General features: G+C 41.9%; 23 protein-coding genes. 10 read left to right on the top strand and 13 right to left on the bottom strand.

Annotated features, from left to right (window positions below; genetic code table 11):
- Positions 1 to 192 precede the first annotated feature (192 nt).
- Both H5202_RS04550 and H5202_RS04545 read left to right on the top strand, forming a co-directional pair.
- Positions 193 to 579, top strand: a complete 387-nt coding sequence (locus tag H5202_RS04550; protein WP_182771006.1) for a carboxymuconolactone decarboxylase family protein — start codon at positions 193 to 195, stop codon at positions 577 to 579.
- Positions 580 to 734: 155 nt separating this feature from the next.
- Entirely contained in the window at positions 735 to 1247 is a 513-nt protein-coding gene (locus H5202_RS04545) for a hypothetical protein (protein ID WP_182771005.1), read from the top strand.
- Positions 1248 to 1279: 32 nt separating this feature from the next.
- Here the strand turns inward: H5202_RS04545 and H5202_RS04540 are convergent, their stop codons facing one another.
- Positions 1280 to 2173, bottom strand: coding sequence for a DMT family transporter (locus H5202_RS04540; protein ID WP_182771004.1), 894 nt, complete (start codon positions 2171 to 2173; stop codon positions 1280 to 1282).
- A gap of 146 nt (positions 2174 to 2319) precedes the next feature.
- Between H5202_RS04540 and H5202_RS04535 the strand changes: the two genes are divergently transcribed.
- Positions 2320 to 2808, top strand: a complete 489-nt coding sequence (locus H5202_RS04535) for a MarR family winged helix-turn-helix transcriptional regulator (protein ID WP_182771003.1) — start codon at positions 2320 to 2322, stop codon at positions 2806 to 2808.
- An 88-nt stretch (positions 2809 to 2896) separates the two neighbouring features.
- Here the strand turns inward: H5202_RS04535 and H5202_RS04530 are convergent, their stop codons facing one another.
- The gene (locus tag H5202_RS04530; RefSeq protein WP_182771013.1) at positions 2897 to 3148 is read right to left on the bottom strand and encodes a DUF2999 family protein; all 252 of its coding nucleotides are present in this window, start codon (positions 3146 to 3148) and stop codon (positions 2897 to 2899) included.
- A 541-nt stretch (positions 3149 to 3689) separates the two neighbouring features.
- Here H5202_RS04530 and H5202_RS04525 point away from each other — a divergent pair.
- Entirely contained in the window at positions 3690 to 4427 is a 738-nt protein-coding gene (locus tag H5202_RS04525) for a hypothetical protein (RefSeq protein WP_182771002.1), read from the top strand.
- A gap of 132 nt (positions 4428 to 4559) precedes the next feature.
- Here the strand turns inward: H5202_RS04525 and H5202_RS04520 are convergent, their stop codons facing one another.
- The 3 genes from H5202_RS04520 to H5202_RS04510 form a co-directional block, all read right to left on the bottom strand.
- The gene (locus H5202_RS04520) at positions 4560 to 4946 is read right to left on the bottom strand and encodes a hypothetical protein (protein ID WP_182771001.1); all 387 of its coding nucleotides are present in this window, start codon (positions 4944 to 4946) and stop codon (positions 4560 to 4562) included.
- Positions 4946 to 6517, bottom strand: coding sequence for a S41 family peptidase (locus tag H5202_RS04515; protein WP_182771000.1), 1572 nt, complete (start codon positions 6515 to 6517; stop codon positions 4946 to 4948). Before H5202_RS04515 ends, H5202_RS04520 begins: the two co-directional genes overlap by 1 nt.
- 219 nt (positions 6518 to 6736) lie before the next feature.
- On the bottom strand, positions 6737 to 8563 hold the full coding sequence (locus tag H5202_RS04510; RefSeq protein ID WP_182770999.1) for a S8 family serine peptidase: 1827 nt from the start codon (positions 8561 to 8563) through the stop codon (positions 6737 to 6739).
- Between the two features lie 243 nt (positions 8564 to 8806).
- Here H5202_RS04510 and H5202_RS04505 point away from each other — a divergent pair, with 243 nt between their 5' ends.
- Positions 8807 to 9544: an arginine N-succinyltransferase gene (locus H5202_RS04505; protein ID WP_182770998.1), complete on the top strand. Its 738-nt coding sequence runs from the start codon at positions 8807 to 8809 to the stop codon at positions 9542 to 9544.
- Positions 9545 to 9767: 223 nt separating this feature from the next.
- Here the strand turns inward: H5202_RS04505 and H5202_RS04500 are convergent, their stop codons facing one another.
- A complete protein-coding gene (locus H5202_RS04500) occupies positions 9768 to 10046 on the bottom strand; it encodes a peptidylprolyl isomerase (RefSeq protein ID WP_182770997.1) in 279 nt (92 codons plus the stop codon).
- A gap of 228 nt (positions 10047 to 10274) precedes the next feature.
- Here H5202_RS04500 and H5202_RS04495 point away from each other — a divergent pair, with 228 nt between their 5' ends.
- Entirely contained in the window at positions 10275 to 12368 is a 2094-nt protein-coding gene (locus tag H5202_RS04495; RefSeq protein ID WP_182770996.1) for a prolyl oligopeptidase family serine peptidase, read from the top strand.
- Between the two features lie 248 nt (positions 12369 to 12616).
- On the opposite strand, the gene H5202_RS04490 is transcribed toward H5202_RS04495, so the two are convergent.
- Together H5202_RS04490 and H5202_RS04485 are read right to left on the bottom strand one after the other, a co-directional pair.
- Complete coding sequence (locus tag H5202_RS04490; RefSeq protein ID WP_182770995.1) at positions 12617 to 13186, bottom strand: hypothetical protein; 570 nt, start codon at positions 13184 to 13186, stop codon at positions 12617 to 12619.
- Positions 13187 to 13196: 10 nt separating this feature from the next.
- Positions 13197 to 14018: a cytochrome C gene (locus H5202_RS04485; RefSeq protein ID WP_182770994.1), complete on the bottom strand. Its 822-nt coding sequence runs from the start codon at positions 14016 to 14018 to the stop codon at positions 13197 to 13199.
- Between the two features lie 457 nt (positions 14019 to 14475).
- Here H5202_RS04485 and H5202_RS04480 point away from each other — a divergent pair, with 457 nt between their 5' ends.
- Both H5202_RS04480 and H5202_RS04475 read left to right on the top strand, forming a co-directional pair.
- Positions 14476 to 15273, top strand: a complete 798-nt coding sequence (locus H5202_RS04480; protein WP_182770993.1) for a winged helix-turn-helix domain-containing protein — start codon at positions 14476 to 14478, stop codon at positions 15271 to 15273.
- A 4-nt stretch (positions 15274 to 15277) separates the two neighbouring features.
- The gene (locus tag H5202_RS04475; RefSeq protein ID WP_182770992.1) at positions 15278 to 15796 is read left to right on the top strand and encodes a hypothetical protein; all 519 of its coding nucleotides are present in this window, start codon (positions 15278 to 15280) and stop codon (positions 15794 to 15796) included.
- A gap of 51 nt (positions 15797 to 15847) precedes the next feature.
- Here the strand turns inward: H5202_RS04475 and H5202_RS04470 are convergent, their stop codons facing one another.
- Positions 15848 to 16477 (bottom strand): acetate uptake transporter, encoded by a 630-nt coding sequence (locus H5202_RS04470; RefSeq protein ID WP_182771012.1) that lies wholly within the window; start codon positions 16475 to 16477, stop codon positions 15848 to 15850.
- A 693-nt stretch (positions 16478 to 17170) separates the two neighbouring features.
- Here H5202_RS04470 and H5202_RS04465 point away from each other — a divergent pair.
- Entirely contained in the window at positions 17171 to 17674 is a 504-nt protein-coding gene (locus tag H5202_RS04465) for a glycine cleavage system protein R (protein WP_182743826.1), read from the top strand.
- A 79-nt stretch (positions 17675 to 17753) separates the two neighbouring features.
- Here the strand turns inward: H5202_RS04465 and H5202_RS04460 are convergent, their stop codons facing one another.
- Together H5202_RS04460 and H5202_RS04455 are read right to left on the bottom strand one after the other, a co-directional pair.
- Positions 17754 to 18905: a GGDEF domain-containing protein gene (locus tag H5202_RS04460; RefSeq protein ID WP_182770991.1), complete on the bottom strand. Its 1152-nt coding sequence runs from the start codon at positions 18903 to 18905 to the stop codon at positions 17754 to 17756.
- 220 nt (positions 18906 to 19125) lie between these two features.
- Positions 19126 to 20115 carry a phosphotransferase gene (locus tag H5202_RS04455; RefSeq protein WP_182770990.1) on the bottom strand — a complete coding sequence of 330 codons (990 nt, stop codon included), beginning with the start codon at positions 20113 to 20115 and terminating at the stop codon, positions 19126 to 19128.
- A gap of 365 nt (positions 20116 to 20480) precedes the next feature.
- Here H5202_RS04455 and H5202_RS04450 point away from each other — a divergent pair, with 365 nt between their 5' ends.
- On the top strand, positions 20481 to 21047 hold the full coding sequence (locus H5202_RS04450) for a porin family protein (protein WP_336244779.1): 567 nt from the start codon (positions 20481 to 20483) through the stop codon (positions 21045 to 21047).
- 80 nt (positions 21048 to 21127) lie between these two features.
- Here H5202_RS04450 and H5202_RS04445 read toward each other — a convergent pair whose 3' ends face one another.
- Both H5202_RS04445 and H5202_RS04440 read right to left on the bottom strand, forming a co-directional pair.
- Positions 21128 to 21757, bottom strand: coding sequence for a flavin reductase family protein (locus H5202_RS04445; RefSeq protein ID WP_182770988.1), 630 nt, complete (start codon positions 21755 to 21757; stop codon positions 21128 to 21130).
- Positions 21758 to 21910: 153 nt separating this feature from the next.
- Positions 21911 to 22654, bottom strand: a complete 744-nt coding sequence (locus H5202_RS04440) for a TSUP family transporter (RefSeq protein WP_182770987.1) — start codon at positions 22652 to 22654, stop codon at positions 21911 to 21913.
- Positions 22655 to 22898: the final 244 nt, after the last annotated feature.

Below are 22898 nucleotides of genomic sequence, written 5' to 3'. Positions count from 1 at the left end.
AGTTTATAGATAGAGTCATAAAATATATCCGCCACGCTTACCTGCTCAGGTAAAGACTGAATGGATATCGACTTGGGCACATTATCAACTGACTACAACAAAAATGTGGCGTTATTTAAGATTAAGTTTAACGTGTATATAGGCTGGATTATGTTTAACTAATTGACCAAAAGTGAAAACAGGGGGCCACAGATGAATGATGAACAATACCAAAAAGGGCTTGAGGTACGTCGCAAGGTGATGGGTGATGCTTATGTCGATAAAGCGCTTAGTAATGTCACTGATTTTACTCAACCATTGCAAGCGTTAGTCACTGCAAATTGTTGGGGCGAAGTGTGGGTGCGTGATGCTATTTCTAAGCAAACGCGCAGCCTAATCACTATTGCAACACTGGCAGCATTAAAGGCACCAACTGAATTACAAGGCCATGTTCGAGGGGCTTTACGTAATGGATGCTCTATCGAAGAAATTCAGGAAGTATTACTGCATTCAACCGTTTATTGTGGCATGCCGTCTGGTATTGAGGCTTTTCGGGCAGCTAAAGAAGCCATTGAGGAATGGCAGCTAGAGAATAACTAGCTGAATGACATGTTTATACTTAGGGTGAAAATATGCTGCAATGGTTACATTTGGTTGTAAATGCAGTCAATTTTTATCTGAATTTGGCAACAAGCAATCCTTTTGCTGTTTGCTTGCGTACAACTGGATAGGTTATTTATCAACAAGGATTACAGATGCGTATTTTAATGGTTATTGCGGCTTTATTGCTAAGTGCTTGTAGCACCAGTTACCCCAATCAGGCTATTACAGGACAAGCATTTCCCTCGGTAGTAGGGCAAACGCTTGAGGAAGAGTCGATGGCTTTACCTGAGGATTTACACGGTAAAATGTCGCTATTGTTGATTGGTTACAAGCAAGATTCACAGTTTGATATTGATCGCTGGCTGATTGGCTTGGATATGACCCAAACTCAAGTGGCTGTATATGAAGTGCCGACCATACAGGGACTTTTTCCAAGAATGTTCAGTCCTCTGATTAATAATGGCATGCGTGCTGGTATACCTAAGCCATTATGGAAAGGCGTGGTCACCATCTATAAAGATGGCGACCAAGTACAAGCCTTTACCGGTAATGAAAATCCCAATAATACTCGAGTCGTGTTACTCAATGAGCAAGGTACAGTGATTTACTTTTATGACCAAGGCTTCTCTGTAGATGCACTCAATCAGTTAAGAGCTCTGCTGTAGTTATTAGCTCAATGACTCGCCCATAGGCTCAGTTAATCGCTCGCGGTAGTACTGAGCTTTTTTGGGCGCAGTAGCTGAATTAATGTTGGCGCGATAGAGGCAAAAATCATCCCGCTCATCAATAAATATTGGTGTGCGGTGTATGACTCGCCCATTAATACTAGGCCACAGACGATGCCCGCTATCGGGTTGGCAATGCCACCAAAAGTAAAGTCGACCACCGACATACGTTGCAGTAACCACACATACATACTGTAGCCCAGTACGGTATTGAGCAAGATTATCCAGCTTATACCAAAGCCATTAGTCAGGCTAAACTGACTGACCACATTGATATATTGCTGTGGCGAAAAGAGTGCCTGAATACCCGCAACAACCAATAGTAATGTGCCGCCGATAATCAACTGCCAGGTGAGTATGGTCCACCAATGAATGCGCGAACCTAACGCTTTGGTCATTGTGCTACCGATAATAATGCAGCTAATTGCGGCAAGCATTGCGACTAATCCTATGGGGTTTAAGCTGATTGAGCTTGGGTCAAACAGCATCCAAGCTAAGCCAATTAACACCGCACCAGAAAGTGCTTGCAGAAGATTAGGTCTTTTTTTACTGACTACCCAATGAAATAACATCGCGAATACCGGCACTGAAATCATCCCAATGCCAGAAATAGCCGATGGCAGCGTCAGTGCCATGATAAAAATCAAACTGAAAAACACCGCAATATTAATGGCACCGAGTTTAATTAAAATAGACCAGTCGGCCTTGTGCGGTAGGCTCGGTTTAATCGCGAGTAGAATCAGTCCTGCAGGCAGCGCACGAAGGGCGCCGAGTAATAATGGTGGCCAGTCTGGCAAAGTAAGTTGGGTCATCGCATAAGTGGTACCCCAAAAAAATGCAGGGATCATGGCCAGTAAAATATTCATAAACTACCTTTGTGTTAAATATCTTTATGTAAAGATAAGTGCCAATTCTGGACTGTTAAGTTATCTTTGTAAAGTACCTTCTTATGAAGTATCTTTACGTTAAGTTTTTAAGTTATGTTTTGAGTGCCAAATGATAAGGGTGAGGTATGGAGGATATTGATAGAGTTGTAGCGCAATGGGGTAAACAAAAGCCGCATTTAGATACCGAGCCAATGGCGGTTCTTGGGCGATTTTTACGTTTGCAAAAACACATTGAGGCTGAAATATCAGCTTGTCATAAGCAGTTTGATCTGACTATGGGTGAGTTTGATGTACTGGCGACCTTAAGACGTAATGGTAAACCTTATACCTTAACCCCTTCGGCATTATTATCGTCGATGATGTTAACCTCTGGCGCGATGACAAATCGCCTAGATAAGCTTGAATCTAAAGGCTTAATTGCACGCGTACACAGCACTGAAGACAGGCGCAGCGTATCGGTAGGTTTGACTGAAAAAGGCCTTGCCACAATAGATGAAGCGATTGAGGAGCACGTACGCATTCAACACAAACTGGTGGCAAACCTTTCAGACACTGAACTGCCCGAGCTCAACCAATTATTCAAAACCTGGTTAGCTGGTTTTGAAGGAAATTAATAGCGGCAGTGATTTGATAAATCAAAAACGGCCAGTATTTTAAGGTACTGGCCGCTTTTTGTTGGTGCATTTTTTAATAGCTTAGTGCTTATGGCTGTAGCTGTGCTTTTGCCGCTTCAACTTTTGAAAAATCTAAGCCAAGTTCTACCACTGCTTCTTTGATTAAGGCTGGGTTTTGCATCACCATACCCATCAACTGTTGTAGCTTTTCCGGCGGAATACCTAACTGGCCAATAGTTGCCATTGCTGCGAATGGATTTTCAGTTAACGTCTGGAACAGCTCATTAATTTGCACGTCACTGATATTATGTTCTTTGAAGATGGCAAGAATCGGGTTCATTGCTATACCTTGTGTGGTTGAAGTGAGAGAGCGAGATTTTATCATGTTTTAGCCTGTAGAGGGCAAGATAGCGATTGCACAATCGTACTAAGGTCTGTTGATCTTTGCTGGTTGAGTTTTGTTCGAGTAAAAACGTGTTATTCGAGGCGAATGGATTGCAGCCTAGTCATCTAAACAAAATGCATTCAACAAAGAGAAAAACGTTTTTAGCCGAACCCTTCGGACAGTGTTTGTTGACCATTTTTACGGCGTTATCCACTTCTTATGTAGAATAACTACACCTCAAAGTCTCTGCCTTGTACAAATGGCCAACAATTAGCTGCAAAAACAACCTTGAAAGATCAGCAGACTCTAAAAACTGATTCTTCAGGTTTTGACTTTAGTGAGTCTCTTAGTAAGGCTGAACTGAGAGTCGTTTATACGTTACACCATTCGATAAATGATTGAATTTACTACTCTGATGTTTATACTGTTCTCGTTTTAGCGTGTTATTTTGCTGACTTAATAACACTTTTCACATGGATTTGTTACGGACGTTTATATGGATATTGAAACCCTCTGCACTGTGTTAGTGCTGTTCCAACCCCTTGTTGTATATTATGCCTTTTATAAAAATACTGGCGTTACCACCAAAGATAATGAGTTTAATCAATCTTTTTTGGTGATGTCTCCTAGTTTTGCATTCTTTTATTTAGACCAATATTGGTATGCACTCAGTTTGCTGGCTGGTGTGGCATTGCTAGGTTTGTTATTGGCAATGCTAGTTGATCGTAAAGCCAGTCATCCGATTGATTACGGTGGGCTGGTTTCATTTATGCTTGCTTGGTTGATTATATTTGGTATCGGTCATTGGATTTCGAGTTTCTTTTCTGGCTCAAGCACTACTGAGGTTGACGATACAATAGCGCTGACTGATATCGCCCAAGGGGGTTATTCCGCATTAACCAGTTCACTGTATTACTTCTTGATTATGTTGGGGGTGTTTTTTGTCCGCATTATAGAGAAAAAATATTCCACAAAGGAAAATCTCAGTAGCTTGTTGTTGTCTATCAGCAGTGTTGTTGGCGGTGTGTTACCTATGGTGGGTGACTATTTTATCTTGAGTATAGTGATAAACTTTTTTATCTTATTTTATATGAGTGTCGCCATTATTCGCTTGGATGATACCGGTCCTTCAAGTGGTGCGGTGACTTTTATATTCAGTTATCTATTTATGATGGGGGCTAGCTTAGCCATTATGATAAAAGGCGGGTATTGGCTTTACAGCTTGATGAGTTAACTGCGCCATGATCGATAGGCGGCATTTAATTAGCAAGAGTCGATAGCCCCAAAAAAAGGCCAGAGCACATATTAAAATGTGCTTTGGCCTTTTGGATTAAGCGTATTGACGAAATAAACTATTGCCTAATCGCTAGTGGTTTTCAAGTTGGCAGCGCACTTGCGATAAGTTTGCCGTATTACCGCTTTGCACATGACGCAATAGACAAGTATCGCCTTGTTTTAATAGTTGAACCGCAGCTGGGATTTCGTTGCTGCGTCCCATTATTAATAAGCCATTTTCATCTTTATGCTGTTTGCGTTCAATGACTTCTTGGCTGTATTGGGTAAATGCGTTGTCGGCAATAATCACATTGCTGGCCTGTAACAAACTTGCGATAGCGAGTTGCAATTCAGCATGGGTTTCGCTATTGGGATTGATTAATAAAGCGGCTTCCAACGGGGCTTGAACCTCGCTTTCAGTGGCCATACAACCTGTCATAACCAACACACTGATTAAGCTAATATATCGCTTTAACATTATTGTCCCTTAACCGCTGGCGTTAAAATACGGTTGTTATGCAATACATTTTGATTACGGGTGTCTTGTAGCATAAAGCCTGGGTCGACAAAGGCTTTTTGTGCTGGTGCCCGCGCGATAGCAACAGCGGTAGCAGGGCAGCGATTATTATCACGATAAAATAAAGCCGCGCTTAGTAATCTTTCATTGGTATCGCCTAATGCGTGTTCAAGGTCATCTGCTAATACACAGCCAGGTATTTCACTGTCTACGGTTGGATTAGTTGATGGTATAAACCCGTCTGAATACTCACCAAAGCCTTTGTCGTTTACGCCTTTAAACTGAATCGTGAAGTAAGTGGTATCACAATTGTCAGTTGGGTAAAAACCGTAAGGTTTACCACAAGTGGTGTCACCTAATTGAATCACGTCGATATCAATACCTCGAAGGGCATTCATTAATGCTTCACTGGCAGAACAAGTCCCTGGTGTGGTGAGTACAAATACCCGTTTAAGGTTTAGTGTTGGCAATGGTAATCCACTGCGCAGCAGTGATGTATTAAAGCCAAGTGATTCTGGAATAAACGGCATCGGCGTTAATGCGTCACGAGTGACCGGATCAATTGTCGGGTATTTGTCGTTAAAGCTAGTACGTTCAAACACGTGGTTTGCTGTGGCGTCGTCACCGGCAACCATGTAAGCCAACTGGCTTGCGAGGGCTAATAACCCACCACCGTTATAGCGAATATCCAAAACTAAATCATCAACTTGTGCGTTACTTAGGGTCGTCATGGCATCGTACAAACCTCTTTCAGCGGTTGCGATGTGTGAGTTAAATTGTAAGTAACCTACTTTGCCATTAGCGGTTTGAATCGTTTTGGTATTTTGCACCGGGCTAGAGACTATGCTGCCAGCGGTTAATGTGACACTACGATCTATTTGAGAGTTTAAATCGCGTACTGTAAACACGGTTGTTTTCCCGCTAGTGTCTGGAAATAAACCCGCGTTTATGATGTCAATACTGGCACTGTCATTGGCATCTTTTACAATCACACCATCGACGGACATAATAATGGCCCCACGACTAATGCCGGCATTGCTGGCTGGTGAGTTAGGTTCGTTAAAAGCTACTGTAACCTGTCGAGATACGTCTGCCGAAGCGTTGCGCAAATGTAATGTCATGCCATAACCAACAGATGCACCAGAACCATTAAGCAGATCCCATTCAGCCGTTGACATGGAAAAGTGGAAGTTATCTTTTAGGCTACCGGTATCTGATAACTCATTGGTTTTCAGAAGATCGAAATACTCGGCCACGCTGTAAGGTGCTGGATCGCGATCGACTATTTCGTCGTACCAAAGGTAGGTGTCGTTACTCCATGAACGCAACCATAGCTTTTGGGTTGAGGGCGCACTGCACTGATTGGCTAATGTTGAATAATTATCAAATTGGCCAGCAACCCATTGTGGGCTTGTTGAGCCAGAATTAGAGTTGTCATCTCCACCAGATGATCCACCACCGCCACATGCGGTTAATAAGATACTGGCGCCGATAATAAATGGGGTTAAAGTCTTGCTTAAGAGTAACTGCATTAATAATCCTTTATTTTACTCTGATAGATTGGTTAATTTGGGTCTTTTATGACATACAACTTTATTACAATTGAGGGTGTTTGTAACTCATTTTTTAACAGTGAAAACGCAACCGATTAGTAATGTTTTTTGTGTAAAATAAAAAAATCATCTCAAATTGAGATGATTTTTTAAGGGTTATTTTTATGTAAAGCCTAACTTATATCGGCTTTAAATCACTTAGAATGTGACGCTTTTTTCTGCACTACAAGTGCTAGTTGATGCTTCACACACCTGGTAAGTGTATGTTCCACCACCTTTTGATGTAATGCTATCAGTGAAGCTACCGTCATTTGCTGTTGTGGTTACTTTGCTGCTGTTACGGAAAACATCAACATTGGTAGCGTTTAGGCCGCCAAAAGTTAAATCGACGATCTTAACTCCTTTAGATTTATAGCCATTAAGTGACAATGTAATATCGCCGCCCGTTGGTGGTGGAGTGACTTCACCACCAGCACAGCCATTGCTAGTTAAATACGCATCAGCGGCCGCAGCTTGCACAATACCATAACCAAAGTAGTCATCTTTACCTGATGCACCAGCGTCTAATGCTGAGGCTTTAAGTGCTGCACGGATCTCGCTACCGGTACATTCGTTATGTTGTGACCATACTAAGGCTGCAATTCCCGAAACAGCAGGAGTCGCCATTGAAGTACCACTCATAAAGCCAAAGTCCGATGTACCAATATCAATATTTGCAGTTGCTGCATTAACTAAAGTTGATTTGTCTTCAAATGCTGCCCCAACGGCAGGAATACTAGTGGCATTAGCATCGCCTAATGTTCCGTATAGCATGCCTGGTTCGTTATTAACAATAATGGCACCGATGCCACCTGATGCTTCACAGTTAGCAACTTTATCGTAAAACGAAATTACGCCACGGTCGATCACACAAATATTGCCGTTAGCACCTGAGTTGGTTGACTCCGCTGTACCCATGTAAAAAGTGTTACCCGTTACCGAACCTGCGTTTTCCATTGCCGATGACGAAAGTGCAAATCCGTCAGCTGATAAATTTGACGCAGTTGCTTGCCCAGCAGGATAGGTCGAAAGGGTATCTACACCGCCAGCAGAAACTTCAACACAAATGGTTTCATCAGTTGTGACTCTGCGACCTTTACCTGATGAGCAGGTAGGGAATTGAGAGAAATCAGCAATAACGTTATTGCTATCATTGGCAGCAATCATCATCACTGACGGATAACCCGCTGGGTATGAACGCACATTGTTGCCATCGTTACCTGCAGCTGCAATGACGAGTCCACCAGCATCGCTGAAACTTTGGAATGCATTTGATTCTGTTGAGTTTGAACCGCCGCCACCTAAACTCATACTAATAATATTAGCGCCAGCTTGTGAACAAAGGTTTGCTGCTTGAGCTAAATCAGATGAGTAGCCCCATCCATCGGCGTTAAATACTTTGATGATGTGCATATCAACACCAGGAGCCATGCCTATTACGCCAAAGCCGTTATCTGCAGCACCAATAGTTCCGGCTACATGTGTACCGTGTGGGCCACCATTCTCGTCCCAGTTGCCGGTACCACTGTCGTTGTTACCGGTAATATTATTCCACACAAAATCGGTATTACTGCGATCAAGACCTGAGTCGATAACACAGACTTTAATGCCCGCACTCGGGTTAAATATAACCTGATCTGCTTGTGATTGGTAAAATGCATAAGGTGTTATTTGGGTTGCCATTGGATTACCAATGTCGTCAGAAAAACCCATTAAATGACGTCGTTGATCTTCTTCAACTAACTTAACGTGTGGGTTATTAAGTAATCCCTTAACTTGGTCTAAATCTTTGCCGGTAAATGTCGCGGCGATAAAGCCTTCCCCATCAACATTAATTTGTGCGCCTAATTTTTTGGCAAGGGCTTTTACAATCCCTTTTTTTTGTGGATCAACTTGAATGATATAACGGTCATCACTTGCTTGTACATGTGCAGTAGCTGTCAGGCCAAGGGCCAATAGTGACATTGAAATGGTTGATAGTTTCATAGAATAAGTATTCCTATTTGTTATTATTTTGTGGTTGTTAACTCTGCTTTATAGACTTAACCGTATCTTAGTCTGTAGCAGTTAAACTATTTCGACATTTATTTTGTAACATAAAAACCACCTGGTTAACAAACTATTAACGTAATGTATTTTGAATTTAACCATAAAACTGTTTTTTATTTGCTGTTTAGTCGAGCAGGGCATTACCATGATGCACAATAAGAGAATAACTAAGGGCATATCATGCGAGCTTTATCAATCAATGGGTCACCACCGCGCAGCCAGCAACTTGGTGCCTCTGGTGCCAAGCTGTTACTGATTATTGCAGCGACGATGCTTGTTACGGCAGGGCTGACATTTTTTATTATCCGAACTTATATCTTTCCTTCACCGCTTACCCCAGTAAGCTTAAATGTTAAGGAAGAGCAACAATTAGATCGCAAACTGACTCAGTTAGGTTGGCAAGTTGAATCCAAAGGGTCTGCAACATCGTCCTCTTCGGATACATCAAGAACGTCGAGTAACAATAATATCCAACAAAGCGCTTCTGGCGAGCTAACACCGCAGGCATATCAAGAGTTTGATGCAGATCGTCAAGTGAGTTTTAGTGAAAAAGAAGTCAACTCAATGATTGGCCGTAACCCTGATTTTGCTCAACGGGTGGCCATTGATTTTTCGGACAATTTAGCCAGTGCGACCATGTTAATCCCCATTCCTAAAGATTTTCCTATCATGGCGGGCGAGATTTTACGGGTGAATACAGGATTGGATATTCACCTTGATGCTAATCGTCGTCCCGTTGTCGCGCTGGTTGGGGTGAGCTTAATGGGCGTGCCTATTCCGAATGCGTGGCTAGGAAACATGAAAAATGTCAATTTGGTCGGTGAATTTGGCGATCGCGGCTTTTGGAATGCTTTTGCTGATGGAGTGGATGATATTCAAATTCGTGATGGCGAGCTGTCGATTAAACTGCGAAAGTAAAGGTTGTTAACCGTGGTCTTTTGAAAAGTGGGTATTGATATCACGCCCACTATTTACCATTTACTCATATAAGACTGCTCTGGAGTGCTTCATTCTAAGCGCGTTTCATTCTAGATTAGCCTCATTATAGGCTCGACGTACTGCTCTGTAGGTCTATTGTTCGGTGCGACTATTTCTATCGGTGCGACTATTTCTACTTTCTACTTTCGATTTACTACTACTGCTAGGTGCGATAGAGCACCTTCACCACATGCCAGCCAAATTTAGTTTTGACGAGGTGTGGCGTAATGAGCTCGCCGTTGAAACAGACTTTATCGAATGGTGGCACCATTTGACCTTTTTTAAACTCACCCAAATTACCGCCGCTTTTGGCCGAAGGACAGCTAGAGTGTTTTTTGGCTAATACATCAAATTTAGCACCATTACTCAGCTGCTTAATGATGTCCTCAGCTTGAGTTTGGTGTTTAACTAAAATATGTAATGCTGCTGCGGTTTTGGCCATGTTGGTGCCTGTATTTATTGGTCTGAATGAGTTGAACAATGTTTAGCGCGACATTATACCTGCTTCGCCGTCAAAATTGGCATGATAATCTAGCAATAATTTGCTCGGCTACAGAGCATGGCTTGTTACAGTTTGCTCTCTTTAATCGATTGAACATCTTCACAAATCCTATAAAGTAAGTGCATGTGAGTAAAATACCGCGAGCAAATAACAAAAAGGAAATTTTTAATGCTTAAGCGAATCATACCCTTATGTATAGCGAGTGCGATGACAATGGCAACACCGGTTCATGCAGAAGAAGACAAATATATTTGGTTAGAAGATGTTGAAGGCGCCAAGCCGATGGAGTGGGTTAAGCAGCAAAATGCCGTGTCTGCAACTCACATTAAGGCTTATTCAGGTTTTGATAACTTGGTGTCTAACAGCTTAGAGATTTTAAACGATAAAGCCCGTATCCCTTATGCCACTCGTATTGGCGATTATTTGTATAATTTTTGGAAAGACGAAAATCACGAACGAGGTATTTATCGTCGTACTACGCTAGTGGAATATGCTAAAGCTGAACCAAACTGGGAAACAGTGCTTGATATCGATGCTCTTGGTAAAGCAGAGGGCGTTAATTGGGTATTTAAGGGCGTTGAATGCCAATATCCACAGAACGAGCGCTGTTTTGTGTCGTTGTCTCGTGGGGGAGCCGATGCTGCCGAGGTGCGTGAGTTTAACTTAACCGCTAAAGCGTTTGTCGACAGTACTCAAAAGCCGTTTTTATTGGCTGAAGCCAAGTCAAGATTGAGCTGGATTGATAAAGACACTGTCTTCGTCGGGACAGATTTTGGTGATGCACAAAGCATGACGGATTCAGGCTATCCAAGTGTGGTTAAATTATGGAAACGCGGCACACCGTTGTCTGCAGCCAAATTAGTGTTTAGAGGTGATAAAGCCTCAGTTGCCGTGTCGGGTTATGTGATGTTTGATGATAAAACACCGCTGAATATCGTCACAGAAAGTTTAACCTTCTACACCGCTAAACATTATGCTTATCAAGATAGTAAGTTGGTGTCGCTGCCTATTCCTGAAGATGCCGATTTAAAAGGTTACTTTAAAGGCCAGCTATATATCGAGTTAAAAAGCGATTTAGTTACCCCCAAAGGGACTTTCAAACAAGGTGCCATTGTTTATACACCTGTTGATAAGCTCATTGCGCAAAAACCAGAATTTAGTGAATTGGTATCGCCAACGAAGCAGGCTTCTATTTCACAGGTCGCATTTAGCCAGAATGCCATTTTTGTGACTTGGCTAGATGACGTAAAAAGCAAACTTGTACGATACATGCAAAACGATAAAGGTGAGTGGCAAAGCAAGCCTGTGCCATTTGAAGCTAATGGCACTTTAAGTGTATTTGATGTTGAACGTGATAGTGACGACTTTTTTGTTAATTACACCAGCTTTTTAGAACCAGCCAGTTTATATCGCTTAAATGGTGCAAGCTTAAAAGCCGATAAAATTAAAGCGATGCCGCAACAATTTGGCGCCGATAAATTTGTCACTGAGCAATACTTTGTTAAGTCAAAAGACGGCACTAAAGTGCCATATTTTGTGGTGATGGCTAAAGACATCAAACTCGATAGCAGCAACCCGACGTTACTTTATGGTTATGGCGGTTTTGAAGTGTCTCGTTTGCCAGCCTATTCGGCCACTATTGGTAAAAACTGGTTAGAACAGGGCGGTGTTTATGTACTTGCTAACATTCGTGGTGGTGGAGAGTACGGCCCAGCTTGGCATCAAGCAGCATTAAAACAACATCGTCATAAAGCGTATGAAGACTTTGAAGCCATTGCCGAAGACTTAATTGCTCGCAAAATTACGTCAAGCAAACATCTTGGTATTCAAGGTGGTAGTAACGGTGGTTTGTTAATGGGCGCAGCATTTACTCGTCGTCCTGAACTGTATAACGCCGTAGTGTGCCAGGTGCCATTGTTGGACATGAAACGCTACAACAAGTTATTAGCCGGTGCCAGTTGGATGGGTGAATACGGCAATCCTGATATCGCAGAAGAGTGGGAATATATTAAAACCTATTCGCCATATCACAATTTAAAACAAGGGGTTAAATACCCTAAAGTGTTCTTTACCACTTCAACACGTGATGACCGTGTACACCCTGCGCACGCGCGCAAAATGGTGGCTAAAATGGAAGACATGGGCATAGATGTGTTGTATTTTGAGAATATTGAAGGTGGCCATGCCGGTGCGGCAGACAATACCCAAGCTGCACAATTAAGTTCAATGGTTTACGCATACTTAATGCAACAGCTTCGTTAAATTTATCAGTAGCCAGTGTTGAATAAAAAAGGGTTTCAGCGTTGCTGAAACCCTTTTTTTGTTTTCAATATTTACAGCTGTACAGCGTTAAACTGTTTATCTAAGCGGTGCATACCCAGTTTTGTATATTCAAGCCGTGCTGCGAAATGTTAAAAAGAGCCGCAGTGAAGCACTGCGGCAAAAAGCCTGAGGCTAATGAGCACAAGTGGTCTTCTCTCGCCATTAGCCGGGGGGAGGCTGAATGATGATTAATTGCTTGGGTCAATCAACTCAATTTCATTACTGGCAAGCGCGCCCTTAATTTGAACCGCAACCTTATAAATCATTTCAGCATTTGCTGATGCTTTACTTTGTAAGTCGAGATCGCTCACATTAAAAGTATATTTACCCGCAGTATCTGTCGCTTCTAATGTGCCAGTGCAACTGTCGGTAGCGGTACTATCACATTGATAATTTTGAGTGACATGCCAACGTTTCCAAGCCTTAGGCTTTATGGACGGTGAGGCTGGGTCAGGAAAACCAAAATACACAATATCGTAATCGGCTACGTTAGTTAGCGCATCACCTTCACTATTAGCAACGGTGAATGATAGTGCGCCAGTGGCTGAGTCAAATGTGTCGAGTTTAACCACCACAGTACTGGCATCATCAATACTTACGCCATCAACAACAGGCGGTACAACAACGACTGGCGGCACAACTACAGGAGGGATCACGACCACCGGTAGTTCAGTGACAACTTCGTCATCATTGTCGCTATTACAGCCAAAGATTAACAATGAACTCGCTAATATGGCGCTAAGATATTTAACCTTCATGATGCGCTCCTTAATTGTAATGCCCTGTGTGACAAGTGGTACATTCCATATCTGTTTTCACGCTGGCAGCGGAGCCCATCGTTTCGGTAACGCCATGGCAAGACTGACACGCTTGCGCTTCTGCAGATGGTTTTGCTTCTGCTAATACTGAAATATCTTCGCCGCCATTGGCACGATTGAGTAAATCAACAATATAAAAAGCCATGCTGGCAGAGAGGCGTTTGCAACGTTCACCTTTTAATGCAAAAGGCTTCCCTGATGCCGCAGACCAATTACTAATAGATGAATGGCACAGTGGGCTATTGGCAATAGAGGTAGTGCCTACTTCGAGCGATTTTTCAGCTGTAGAGCCAATGCCCGCAATGAACTCAGCAGAGGATAACGGTAAATCGTTAGTTTCGTAGTAGCGGAACGATGCACCAATAATGGCGCTGTTTTGACCATTTATATCGTCAAGAATATTAATCAACATACCGGCAGCATTAAGGTTGCCACACAATGTTCCCTGGCCTACCACGCCTGCCCAACCATAGCCTGCTAATGCGGTAGGGATAGTGGCAAACTTACTGGCGTCAACGCTGCCAGATGCCGCTAGCATAGTCACAATGGCGTGAAACACTTGGTGCATACAACCGCCACCCGTTTCATAGGCAAGCTTTGCGGTTTGCATGGCATCAAGTGGCGCATATTTAAGTTTTTCACCTAGTTCTAAACGGTAGTTGCCATCGGCGTCTGTGGCAGCAAATGCAGACGTGCCTAATAACGTTGCCCCAGCTGCTGCAGTGCTTAAACCAATAATCTGTGTCAATGCTTGACGTCTGTTTATGCTCATAATAATCACCCTTTACTCATCGTTATTTTATTATTCCCAATCTCTAGTGTTGGGGGTTTTTGAGTTGTTAGTAAAAAACGGGCTAACAACTTGATGTGGTAACAATAAGCAATGGAGTAATTAAAGATGTGATTCAAAGCAGATAAAAACAGCGGATTGAAATGAGACGTTTTAGCGATTATGGCATCGGTTTATTTAAGGGGAATGTGCATAAAGTCATAAAGTTTTGTGATGTGAGTCTCGTTATTTTGAATATTTATGTATTTTCGTAACCGTTTAGTGTGTTTTTAAAATCATGAAATGACGTGATGCCGCTCGCAAATTTGCCAGTTTGCACATTTAAAGACTTACTTTTCGCAAGGAATAAAGCGCTTAGGTATCAGGATCACAGATTTCATAAGATTTTATGCATACACTTTAGGATGTTAAAGTTAGGTCAATTATTGAGGCGGTCTACATGCAATTGGGACATTGCAGATTCAGTATCGACAAAGGGGAGTTGACTAACCAGGAAACCGGGGTTGTCTGGCATCTTCCCAGAGCCGAGTTACATGTACTGACATTATTGGTCGAGTATCAAGGCAAAGTTGTTGCTAAACCATTATTAGAGTCGGGTCATGAAGACGATTCACACTTGAGCTCCGCTTCAGTCGCTAGGGCTATTTTTACCCTACGCTCTTTTCTCGGACCACAATATGAAACGCTTATCGAAACAGTAAAAGGCCAAGGTTATTTACTGAGGCATCACCGTGCCCGTAAAGAATCTAACAATAAATTAGGCCCGTTATTCATTCGACCATTACAAGCTTTGCTGGTGGTCATTGCCGTTGTTAGCGTGTCACTGGCAAGTTTATGGTGGTTTAATCAAGTTGGGCATTCAATCAGTCCGACCATGCCACTAAGCATAGACACGGTGAGCCTAAATTCCGGTCAGCAAGTGGATGTGATTTTGTATTCAGCCTCAAACACTAATAATGAGTTGCTGATTGGCCAAGGGCAACAATTAGCACAAAGTATATCTGGCTGTGCTGAAACGGTATGGAATAAAGCTTTTTTATCGTTATCTCACGATAAGCAAGTATTGAACATTACCCTAAGAGGTGATTATTTAGGCCAGTCTATTATTCGTAATTTAAAAATTAGCGACTTGCGCCAACCTAAGAAATTTATCAATTCAGCATGGCTTGAACAAGTGAATATTTGCGATTCGTTGCCTGTTCGACTGGCTTCATCTCATCGATCTCAGGGGCGTTAGCACCATGGCAAGAAAAGGATTATGGGTAATCAATATTGTCATTCTACTGTGTTTGCTGGCCAGTATTGGTGGCATTTACGCGTTAACATCTAAGGCTCCGAGTTTTATGTTGAGCTGCAGTTCAGAGCTGTTTAATCATGAAGTTGGCGCAGCAGACAGCGATCATTATTTACTGGTCGATCTCGTCTCTAAAGATGGTTTAGCCCAAATTAATTATCGCTATTATGACTTAGAGGGCAACTCTGCTGGCACGTTAGCGATGACTGGCAAAGTGAATAGAATTGATGCTCAAAGGCAAATGTACGATATTTCAGTGACCACCAAACAAGAGTATTTAGGCGGGGGTAGTGTCGAGACACCAGCGCATTATGAATATTTGTCGTATGTTAGCGGCATCAATTTAAACAAGAATGGCATGCACTCATTAAGTATTCAGGTATTGGAGCGCGATGAAACTAAAGATTATGCAGTAGTACTATTTCAGCCGAGTAATACTGTGTGTGGCTGTCGTTTGGTGAACTAATTGATACCAATAAAAAAGGTCGATGCAATGCATCGACCTTTTTGTAAATCGTTATGCTTGAACCGAGTGCAAAGTCACTTTTTCCGCTTCAGTTGCTTGGGGCTGAACCAGAGCTCTAGTCTGAGTTAACTCTCCAACAGGCAAAATAGTACGGCCATATTCAGCGTTAAGCACTTGAGCCATGGCAAAGTAAATCGCGCTTGCTCCACAGAAAATACCTTCAAACCCAGCAATAGTGCCAAGCAGTGCATTACCGGTAAAGTCACGAGCGGCCAATAAGAAAAACAAGATGGTTAATGAACCAAATATCACTTGTTTTGTCCGAGGGTAACGTAACGATCCGACAAACATAAAGGCAGTAAATGTGCCCCATAGCGTTAGATACCAGCCCATAAAGTGTGCTGGGCTGGCGGCAATGCCCATATTTGGCATTAAGATAATGCCCACTAAGGTTAACCAAAATAAGCCGTATGACGTAAACGCGGTGGTGCCGAAGGTGTCGCCACGCATAAAACACATCATGCCGACAATCACTTGGCCAATGCCACCGTAGAAAATCCCCATCGCGAGGATCATCGAATCAATTGGAAAATAGCCTGCATTATGGATATTGAGCAGTATGGTGGTCATGCCAAAGCCCATTAATCCTAATGGTGCTGGATTCGCTAATTTTGTAGACATCATGTTCCCTTAATGGAAAATGTTAACGACGAAATAACATCGCTAAAGATTAATTTGTACCCAGATTGGGCAAGTCGCGCATTTTAGAGAAAGCATCTACGGGTAGCAATAAGCAGCATTAGGTGTGAATAGCTAATCGCAAAACAAGTTATTCAACTTTAAAAACAATGGCTTAATGTATTTTTTTTATTAAACAGTGTAAGGATGAATACAATTTTTTCAATAAGTTATTTAAATTCAACCAGATACTGAAAGCGCATGCGACTGGAGTGATATTGTGCAAGTTGTTGCGGTTAGTGTGACAAGTGTCAAAAATAGCATTGTTATGCCATTTACTAGGGCGGTTAAGTCGTGACTGATGCGGGGTATTTTGTGATGCAAACGATACAAATTCACTAAGTTTGTTGTGGCTTGCAAAAATAACATTTACAGCAAAATTTATCTCGATGGTTAATGATTACTGACTAACCCCGACTCTCTTCCGCGATAACGTTGAGCATGATACCAACCATTTTCACCCGCTCGATGCCATAATCTATTGGTATGTTTGGTTGTTGATGACAACTCATTTGTTTGATTTGTGTCATAGACCACAGACGTGCTTTTGCGTGATAGTTAGTCTGTAGTTAGGCTTTAACTAAAACCACATTAAATAGACCAACATTTTTGTGGTTTATTGGCATCGGAGGTTATATGCAACATAGGTTTATCACTACGGTATTAGGGACTTTAAAGCCCAATCTTCTGCAATCACTTGCTCAAGTTAGCCGTGAAATAGGTGCAAGTTGGGAAACCAGTAAAGTCATTAAACTCGACGGACAATTTGTGGCCATGATGCGGGTGATGATAGATGTCGATAAGGAAGCGGCGTTAAAACAAGCATTAGAGCAGCAGTTTTCACAATTAACGTTTGTCTATGCTGAGTACGATCATGAAGCTAAACATCTATCGCCAGAATGTAAACTCACTTTAGATTGCAATGATCGCTCAGGCTTAACCCATGACATGAATCAAATTTTAGCGGATCTTGAAGTCAGCGTAGACCACCAAGAATGTTACCGTGTGCAAGTCACCAGTTTAGGTAAAACAGTGTATAGCGCTAAGCTGACGTTAAGATTACCGGAGAATGTGACTATCGCACTGTTAATTTCCCAGCTTGAAACATTAAGCGATAATATTCGTATCGAGGTTAACTAACTTTTTGAACAATCGTTAATCGTTAATCGTTTTAGGCAGTGGCTTCGATTCACAAAGGGTTAGTTATCCTTAACGGAGGTTAGCTAAACACGACTTTGTTTCGACCACTGCTTTTAGCTTGATATAACGCACTGTCGGCGAGATCGATAGCTTGCTCTATCGTTATGTCTTGGTTACTGAGTTCAACGACCCCAAAACTGGCGGTCACATTAATTTGATGGCCGCAATAAACAATAGGCGTTTGGTTAATAATCGCCCTTAATCGCTCGGCGACATTGATAGCCTCTTGATAATTGCTGCGCTCGATTAATATCACAAACTCTTCACCGCCCATGCGGCCGATTAAGTCATCTTTTTTGATATGTTGTTTAATTAACTGGGGAATACTGATTAATACTTGATCGCCGCCAGCGTGGCCGAACTGATCGTTAATTGCTTTAAACTTATCAATATCCCAGTAAATGAGACAGGCATGTTGCGGTTGCTTTTGTAACTCAAGTAATTTTTGTTTTGCGTGGATATAAAATCCCCGACGATTAAAGCAATCCGTCAGTGGATCTGTCATCGCCAGCAACTTCATTTCTTCGGCCAAATCAGAAGCCAGCATATAAATCACAAATACTGACATACCAACATACGCTGCAGGTAAAGCGGTAAAGTTAACAATGGCGTAGAGCTGGATAAGTTCTGCATCCATCTCTTTACCTTGGGATAGCGCGATACTAGCAGCAACAAATATGCATATTGCAAATATGAAATGCATTAACGACGCGCCTATTTCGGCAGGCCGTGATTTTTTACGGTGCTTAATAATCACCACGCTGGTGATCATCAATAACAACACATCAACGTATAAATACAACGACATTCTTAAGCCTAGGTGCGGGCTAATATAAGTAAAATAATAGGTTAGCATCATCCCAAATACGCCTATGCCTAGCAGTGTTGCGGGGTGAATTTTAGTGTTAGTGCGTAAGCAATGCCCCCACGTCCCGAGCACCACAGACAGCATAGAAACACTGCAACCTATCATCCAGTAGAGTTCGTGCGAAAGAAACAGGCTTTTAAACAGACTATTAGCCCACAGCACTGTCGAGGCTAAAAAAGACAATGAAAACATTAACGCATATTTTTGTTTTCCCATGGTTTGCCATGTCATGAAAAAGATTATCGACAGCAGAATGCTAGAAAAAAACAAGGTGATTAAAATATACGTAAACGGACTTTCCATATGGCGACTTCCTAGCGGATGGCTTGGTCTATATAAACCCCAAACGGAGCTATTTCACTTGAATTAAACAGAGGAATTGTAGTGCTTGTTTGTAATCAATAACCACATGGATGGCAGCAAACCCTACAGTGTTTATAGACTGTAGACTGCAATAGCAACCTTAGCCAATACGGATAAGATATTAACCTTCAGGTGGTTAATTAATCATCAAAGATAAGCGTTAGGCGGTGGTGAGTTGTGTTATCGCTTGTTTGGTTAGCGCTTCGGTATAAGCGTTCACTTTGAAATGCTCAACACTCCAACCTTTAATAAAACGCTGAAAATCAGCCCAAGCCACACAATATAAAGGCCTCCATGCTTGTTGCACCTCAAGCGGATTTATTCGCGGATGGAATGCCTTTAGGCCTTGGTTTAATGCGGCAAAATAATGGTTGAGATAGTCATTAATTAACGCTTCAGGTTCGTGATAGCTTAATACACTACTAAGCAACATTATGACGTCTTTCATGCCGCAACCTCGGCCGATATATTGAAAGTCGACTGCAGCAGCATGGTCATCCTGACTAAAACAAAAGTTAGCTAATTTGGCATCGCCATGCACCAAGGTTTGAAATGGACATTGTTTCAAGGCATCGTCGATGAGATGAGCTGCCGACTTAAGTGGGCTGTCGGGTAAAGCGGCTAACTCGTCTGGTCGTGTATCTAGATGCCAGTATGTGCCGACAGGCCAAAGTCCTGTTGGTTGTACGTGCATGTATTTAGCATGAAAATGCCCTAACCATGTTAAACATGCGAGTACGGTGGCAGATGTGGCGTTTTTTCTAACGTGGGTAAATCCTAGAGTATGCAAGTCTTGTAATACTAGTAGGGTTTCATTGGCTTGTTGGTCTACATACAAGCAACGCGGTAGAGGACTGAATTGCTGCAGTGTATGAATATTTGCATAGTGCTGATACCAATTCACTTCTACTTGGTACGACTGCAATTTTCGCTGATGCGACAGTGGCGTGTTCCAACCTCTAGGATGCGATTCCGGTTGAGGTAAACAGATATATTTTACAATCACCGACGCGTACGGTTTACCCGTTACATAAGCCCGAAATAGCTGACCGTAACCACCCCAAAGCGGTTGAATTACTTCTATATGGGTTATTTTCTCTGCCGAAATAGCCTGACTAATTGTTTGTAAAATACGGTTAGGAATTTTCAACGCTGTCTTACTCCAATATTTTTGGATTAACAATAATAAACTGCTTATGGATAGTTACATTTTTTGGCATTAATGGACTGGGTACCAATAAGTTTGGTTTGGAGATTATAGGTATATTTTACGCTAAACAACTAGACGTTGGGATTTCGATATTGTAGCAAAATAAACTATTTCAATTTGCAATGTTAGCTAGTGAAACTAATGAAATATGTATAGCGGTATTAATGTGATACACAGCCTTGTGTAACACTAATTAGTCACTGATTCGGTAAAAAATATAAATGATTTTAACTGTTTACGAATGATTCCTTTATGTTAATATTCTGCGCTTTTTCAAATATCATTAAGGAACAATGATGTACAAAATGTCTCTTCTAGCCACAATATTGTGCGCCGTTTTAGTTACCCCTGCTTTCGCTAACACAGATACAAGCTTACCCAATTCAGATAACCGCGGCTTTTATATCGGTGGTGCAGTGAATAAAACAGAACTCGGTTCAGATGATGCCAGTGGTTCTGAATCAGCAACAGGCTTCGGTGTTTACGGTGGTTATCAGTTTAATGATTGGTTTGGCTTAGAAAGCAATTTTTTTGCGGCCAACGTAGGTGAAGACGATTTTGATGTTGTTGCAGGTGCACTGACCTTTACACCAACATTTACGTTGCATTTTAATGAGACATTTTCGGGTTTCGTTAAAGTGGGTTTAGCATCAATGGCCGTAGTTGTAGATGGTTATTATGATGATTTTACTGCTTCTGGTATTGGTTTTACCTATGGTGTGGGTATTAATGCTGCATTGACTGAGCACCTAAATCTGCGTTTAAGTTACGATATGAGCAAAGGTGATCTTGATATTGATGAATATGGCTATGTTGATGATATTGATGCTGAAATAGAACAACTGGCATTGGGTTTACATTACCAATTCTAATCATCAGCTTTAACTGATTCTAAAGTGATTTAAGGCTACCAATGGTAGCCTTATTTGTTTCATAGGATGGGGATAAATACTTATAAAGTCGGACGATGTAAGTCAAAACGCTGTTCGTCGGAAATACCGTAATAGGCAGATGGCCCACCTGCGCGTAAAACGGGCTCAGCTAATGCTGTTTGATAAATTCCTTCTGCGCTAAGCAAGTACTTTTCAATGTGTACCGCCACAACCTCACCAAGCACTAACCAAGTATCAATTTTGTCGCCATTCGCTGCGGTTAGCTGAATACATTGCGACAATTTGCATTCGAAGCTAACAGGGCTTTGTGCAATGCGATCAGCTTTAACAATGTTGCCCGCTATTGGCGTTAATCCGGCAAACTCAAACTCATCAGTACCGTGGGGTAATGCTGCTGAGGTTTGATTCATTTGCGCGGCTAAACTGCGGGTAGTTAAGTTCCATACAAACTCGCCAGTTTCAACAATATTGGCAACGCTGTCTTTCCAACCGGTACTGGCAAAGCCGATAATAGGCGGGTCGTAATTAAAGCAATTAAAGAAACTATAAGGCGCTAAATTACGCTGTCCTTGGGCATTACGAGAGGCAATCCAACCAATTGGGCGTGGGCCAATAATGGCATTGAGTGGATTATGTGGCAGGCCATGACCTTTACTAGGTTCATAAAAATAGCGATTATCAGCACTCATATATTACCTTATTTATATTGTGGGGCTTGTTATAGCGGTATCAAATATTACGATGATTTAAATTGGATGGCTCAATTTTATAGCTCAATTTTATAGCTCAATTTGAAAGCTCAATTTATGAATCAACGCGATACATAAATATTACCACATCAATCATGGTATTAATGCCGTCCACAGTAAGCGCAAACCTACCACTATCATTAAACTGAGGATGATTTTTTTAAACTGTTTCTCATCAAACTTATCTTGAATGCGCAGTCCAAGTTTTACGCCCATCCAAGCTATTGGGGCCAATAATGCGGAGACTAATAAATTGTTGAGATTAATTTGGCCTAACATGCTGTATGGAATCAACTTTACGGCATTGACTACCGCAAAAAATACCACAGCGGTACCTAAATATTCTGTCTTGGGCAAACGCAGAGGGATTAAATAGGCATTTAATGGCGGCCCACCCGCATGAGCAACAAAGCTGGTAAAGCCAGCAATAGTGCCGCAAATCCGACCAATAAAAGACGATGGTTTACGTTGTGACCATTCACCTAACGTCAGGCCATAAACACCAAACCCTAACGAAATAACACCTAATATACCGCGTAGATACTGCTCATTAAGTTGGTCAAATAGCAGATAAGCAACCACAATACCGACAATGGCAGCAGGCAGTAAAATCCACAATTGTGCAGTATTTTGGTTTCCCCACCAAGAACGTACACTTAAAAAGTCCATGTAAACCAATAGAGGTAACATGACTGCGGCTGCAGCAGCTGGGCTTATTGCCAAGGCGAGTAACGGGACTGTTAGTCCACCTGCGCCACCAGCAAAGCCTGATTTTGACATCCCGGTGATTAATACTGCGGGAATAGCCACTAACCAAAATAATGGATCTGTTAACACTGACGTTCCCCATGATGTTAATCAGTTAATAACTGCTGGGCTAATAGCTTATTCTAAAATGAATAATATAACTGAATGTGTTGTTTAGCTGAAATCGAACGAGATGGAATCATAGCACCCGCTCCCGTTAATCAGACAACAATTGGCACAACATTTTGTTATATATTAGCAGGAGGTTAAGTGTCTGTGGTTAGATTAAGGATTAACGGATTGTAATAAAGAGGAGCGTTGTTCATGTGGATTA

Source organism: Shewanella sp. SG41-4, assembly GCF_014164505.1.
In the GTDB taxonomy this organism is placed as follows: Bacteria; Pseudomonadota; Gammaproteobacteria; order Enterobacterales; family Shewanellaceae; genus Shewanella.
The sequence above is the reverse complement of the archived record's forward strand: the minus strand, read 5'-3'. Positions and strand labels throughout refer to the sequence as shown.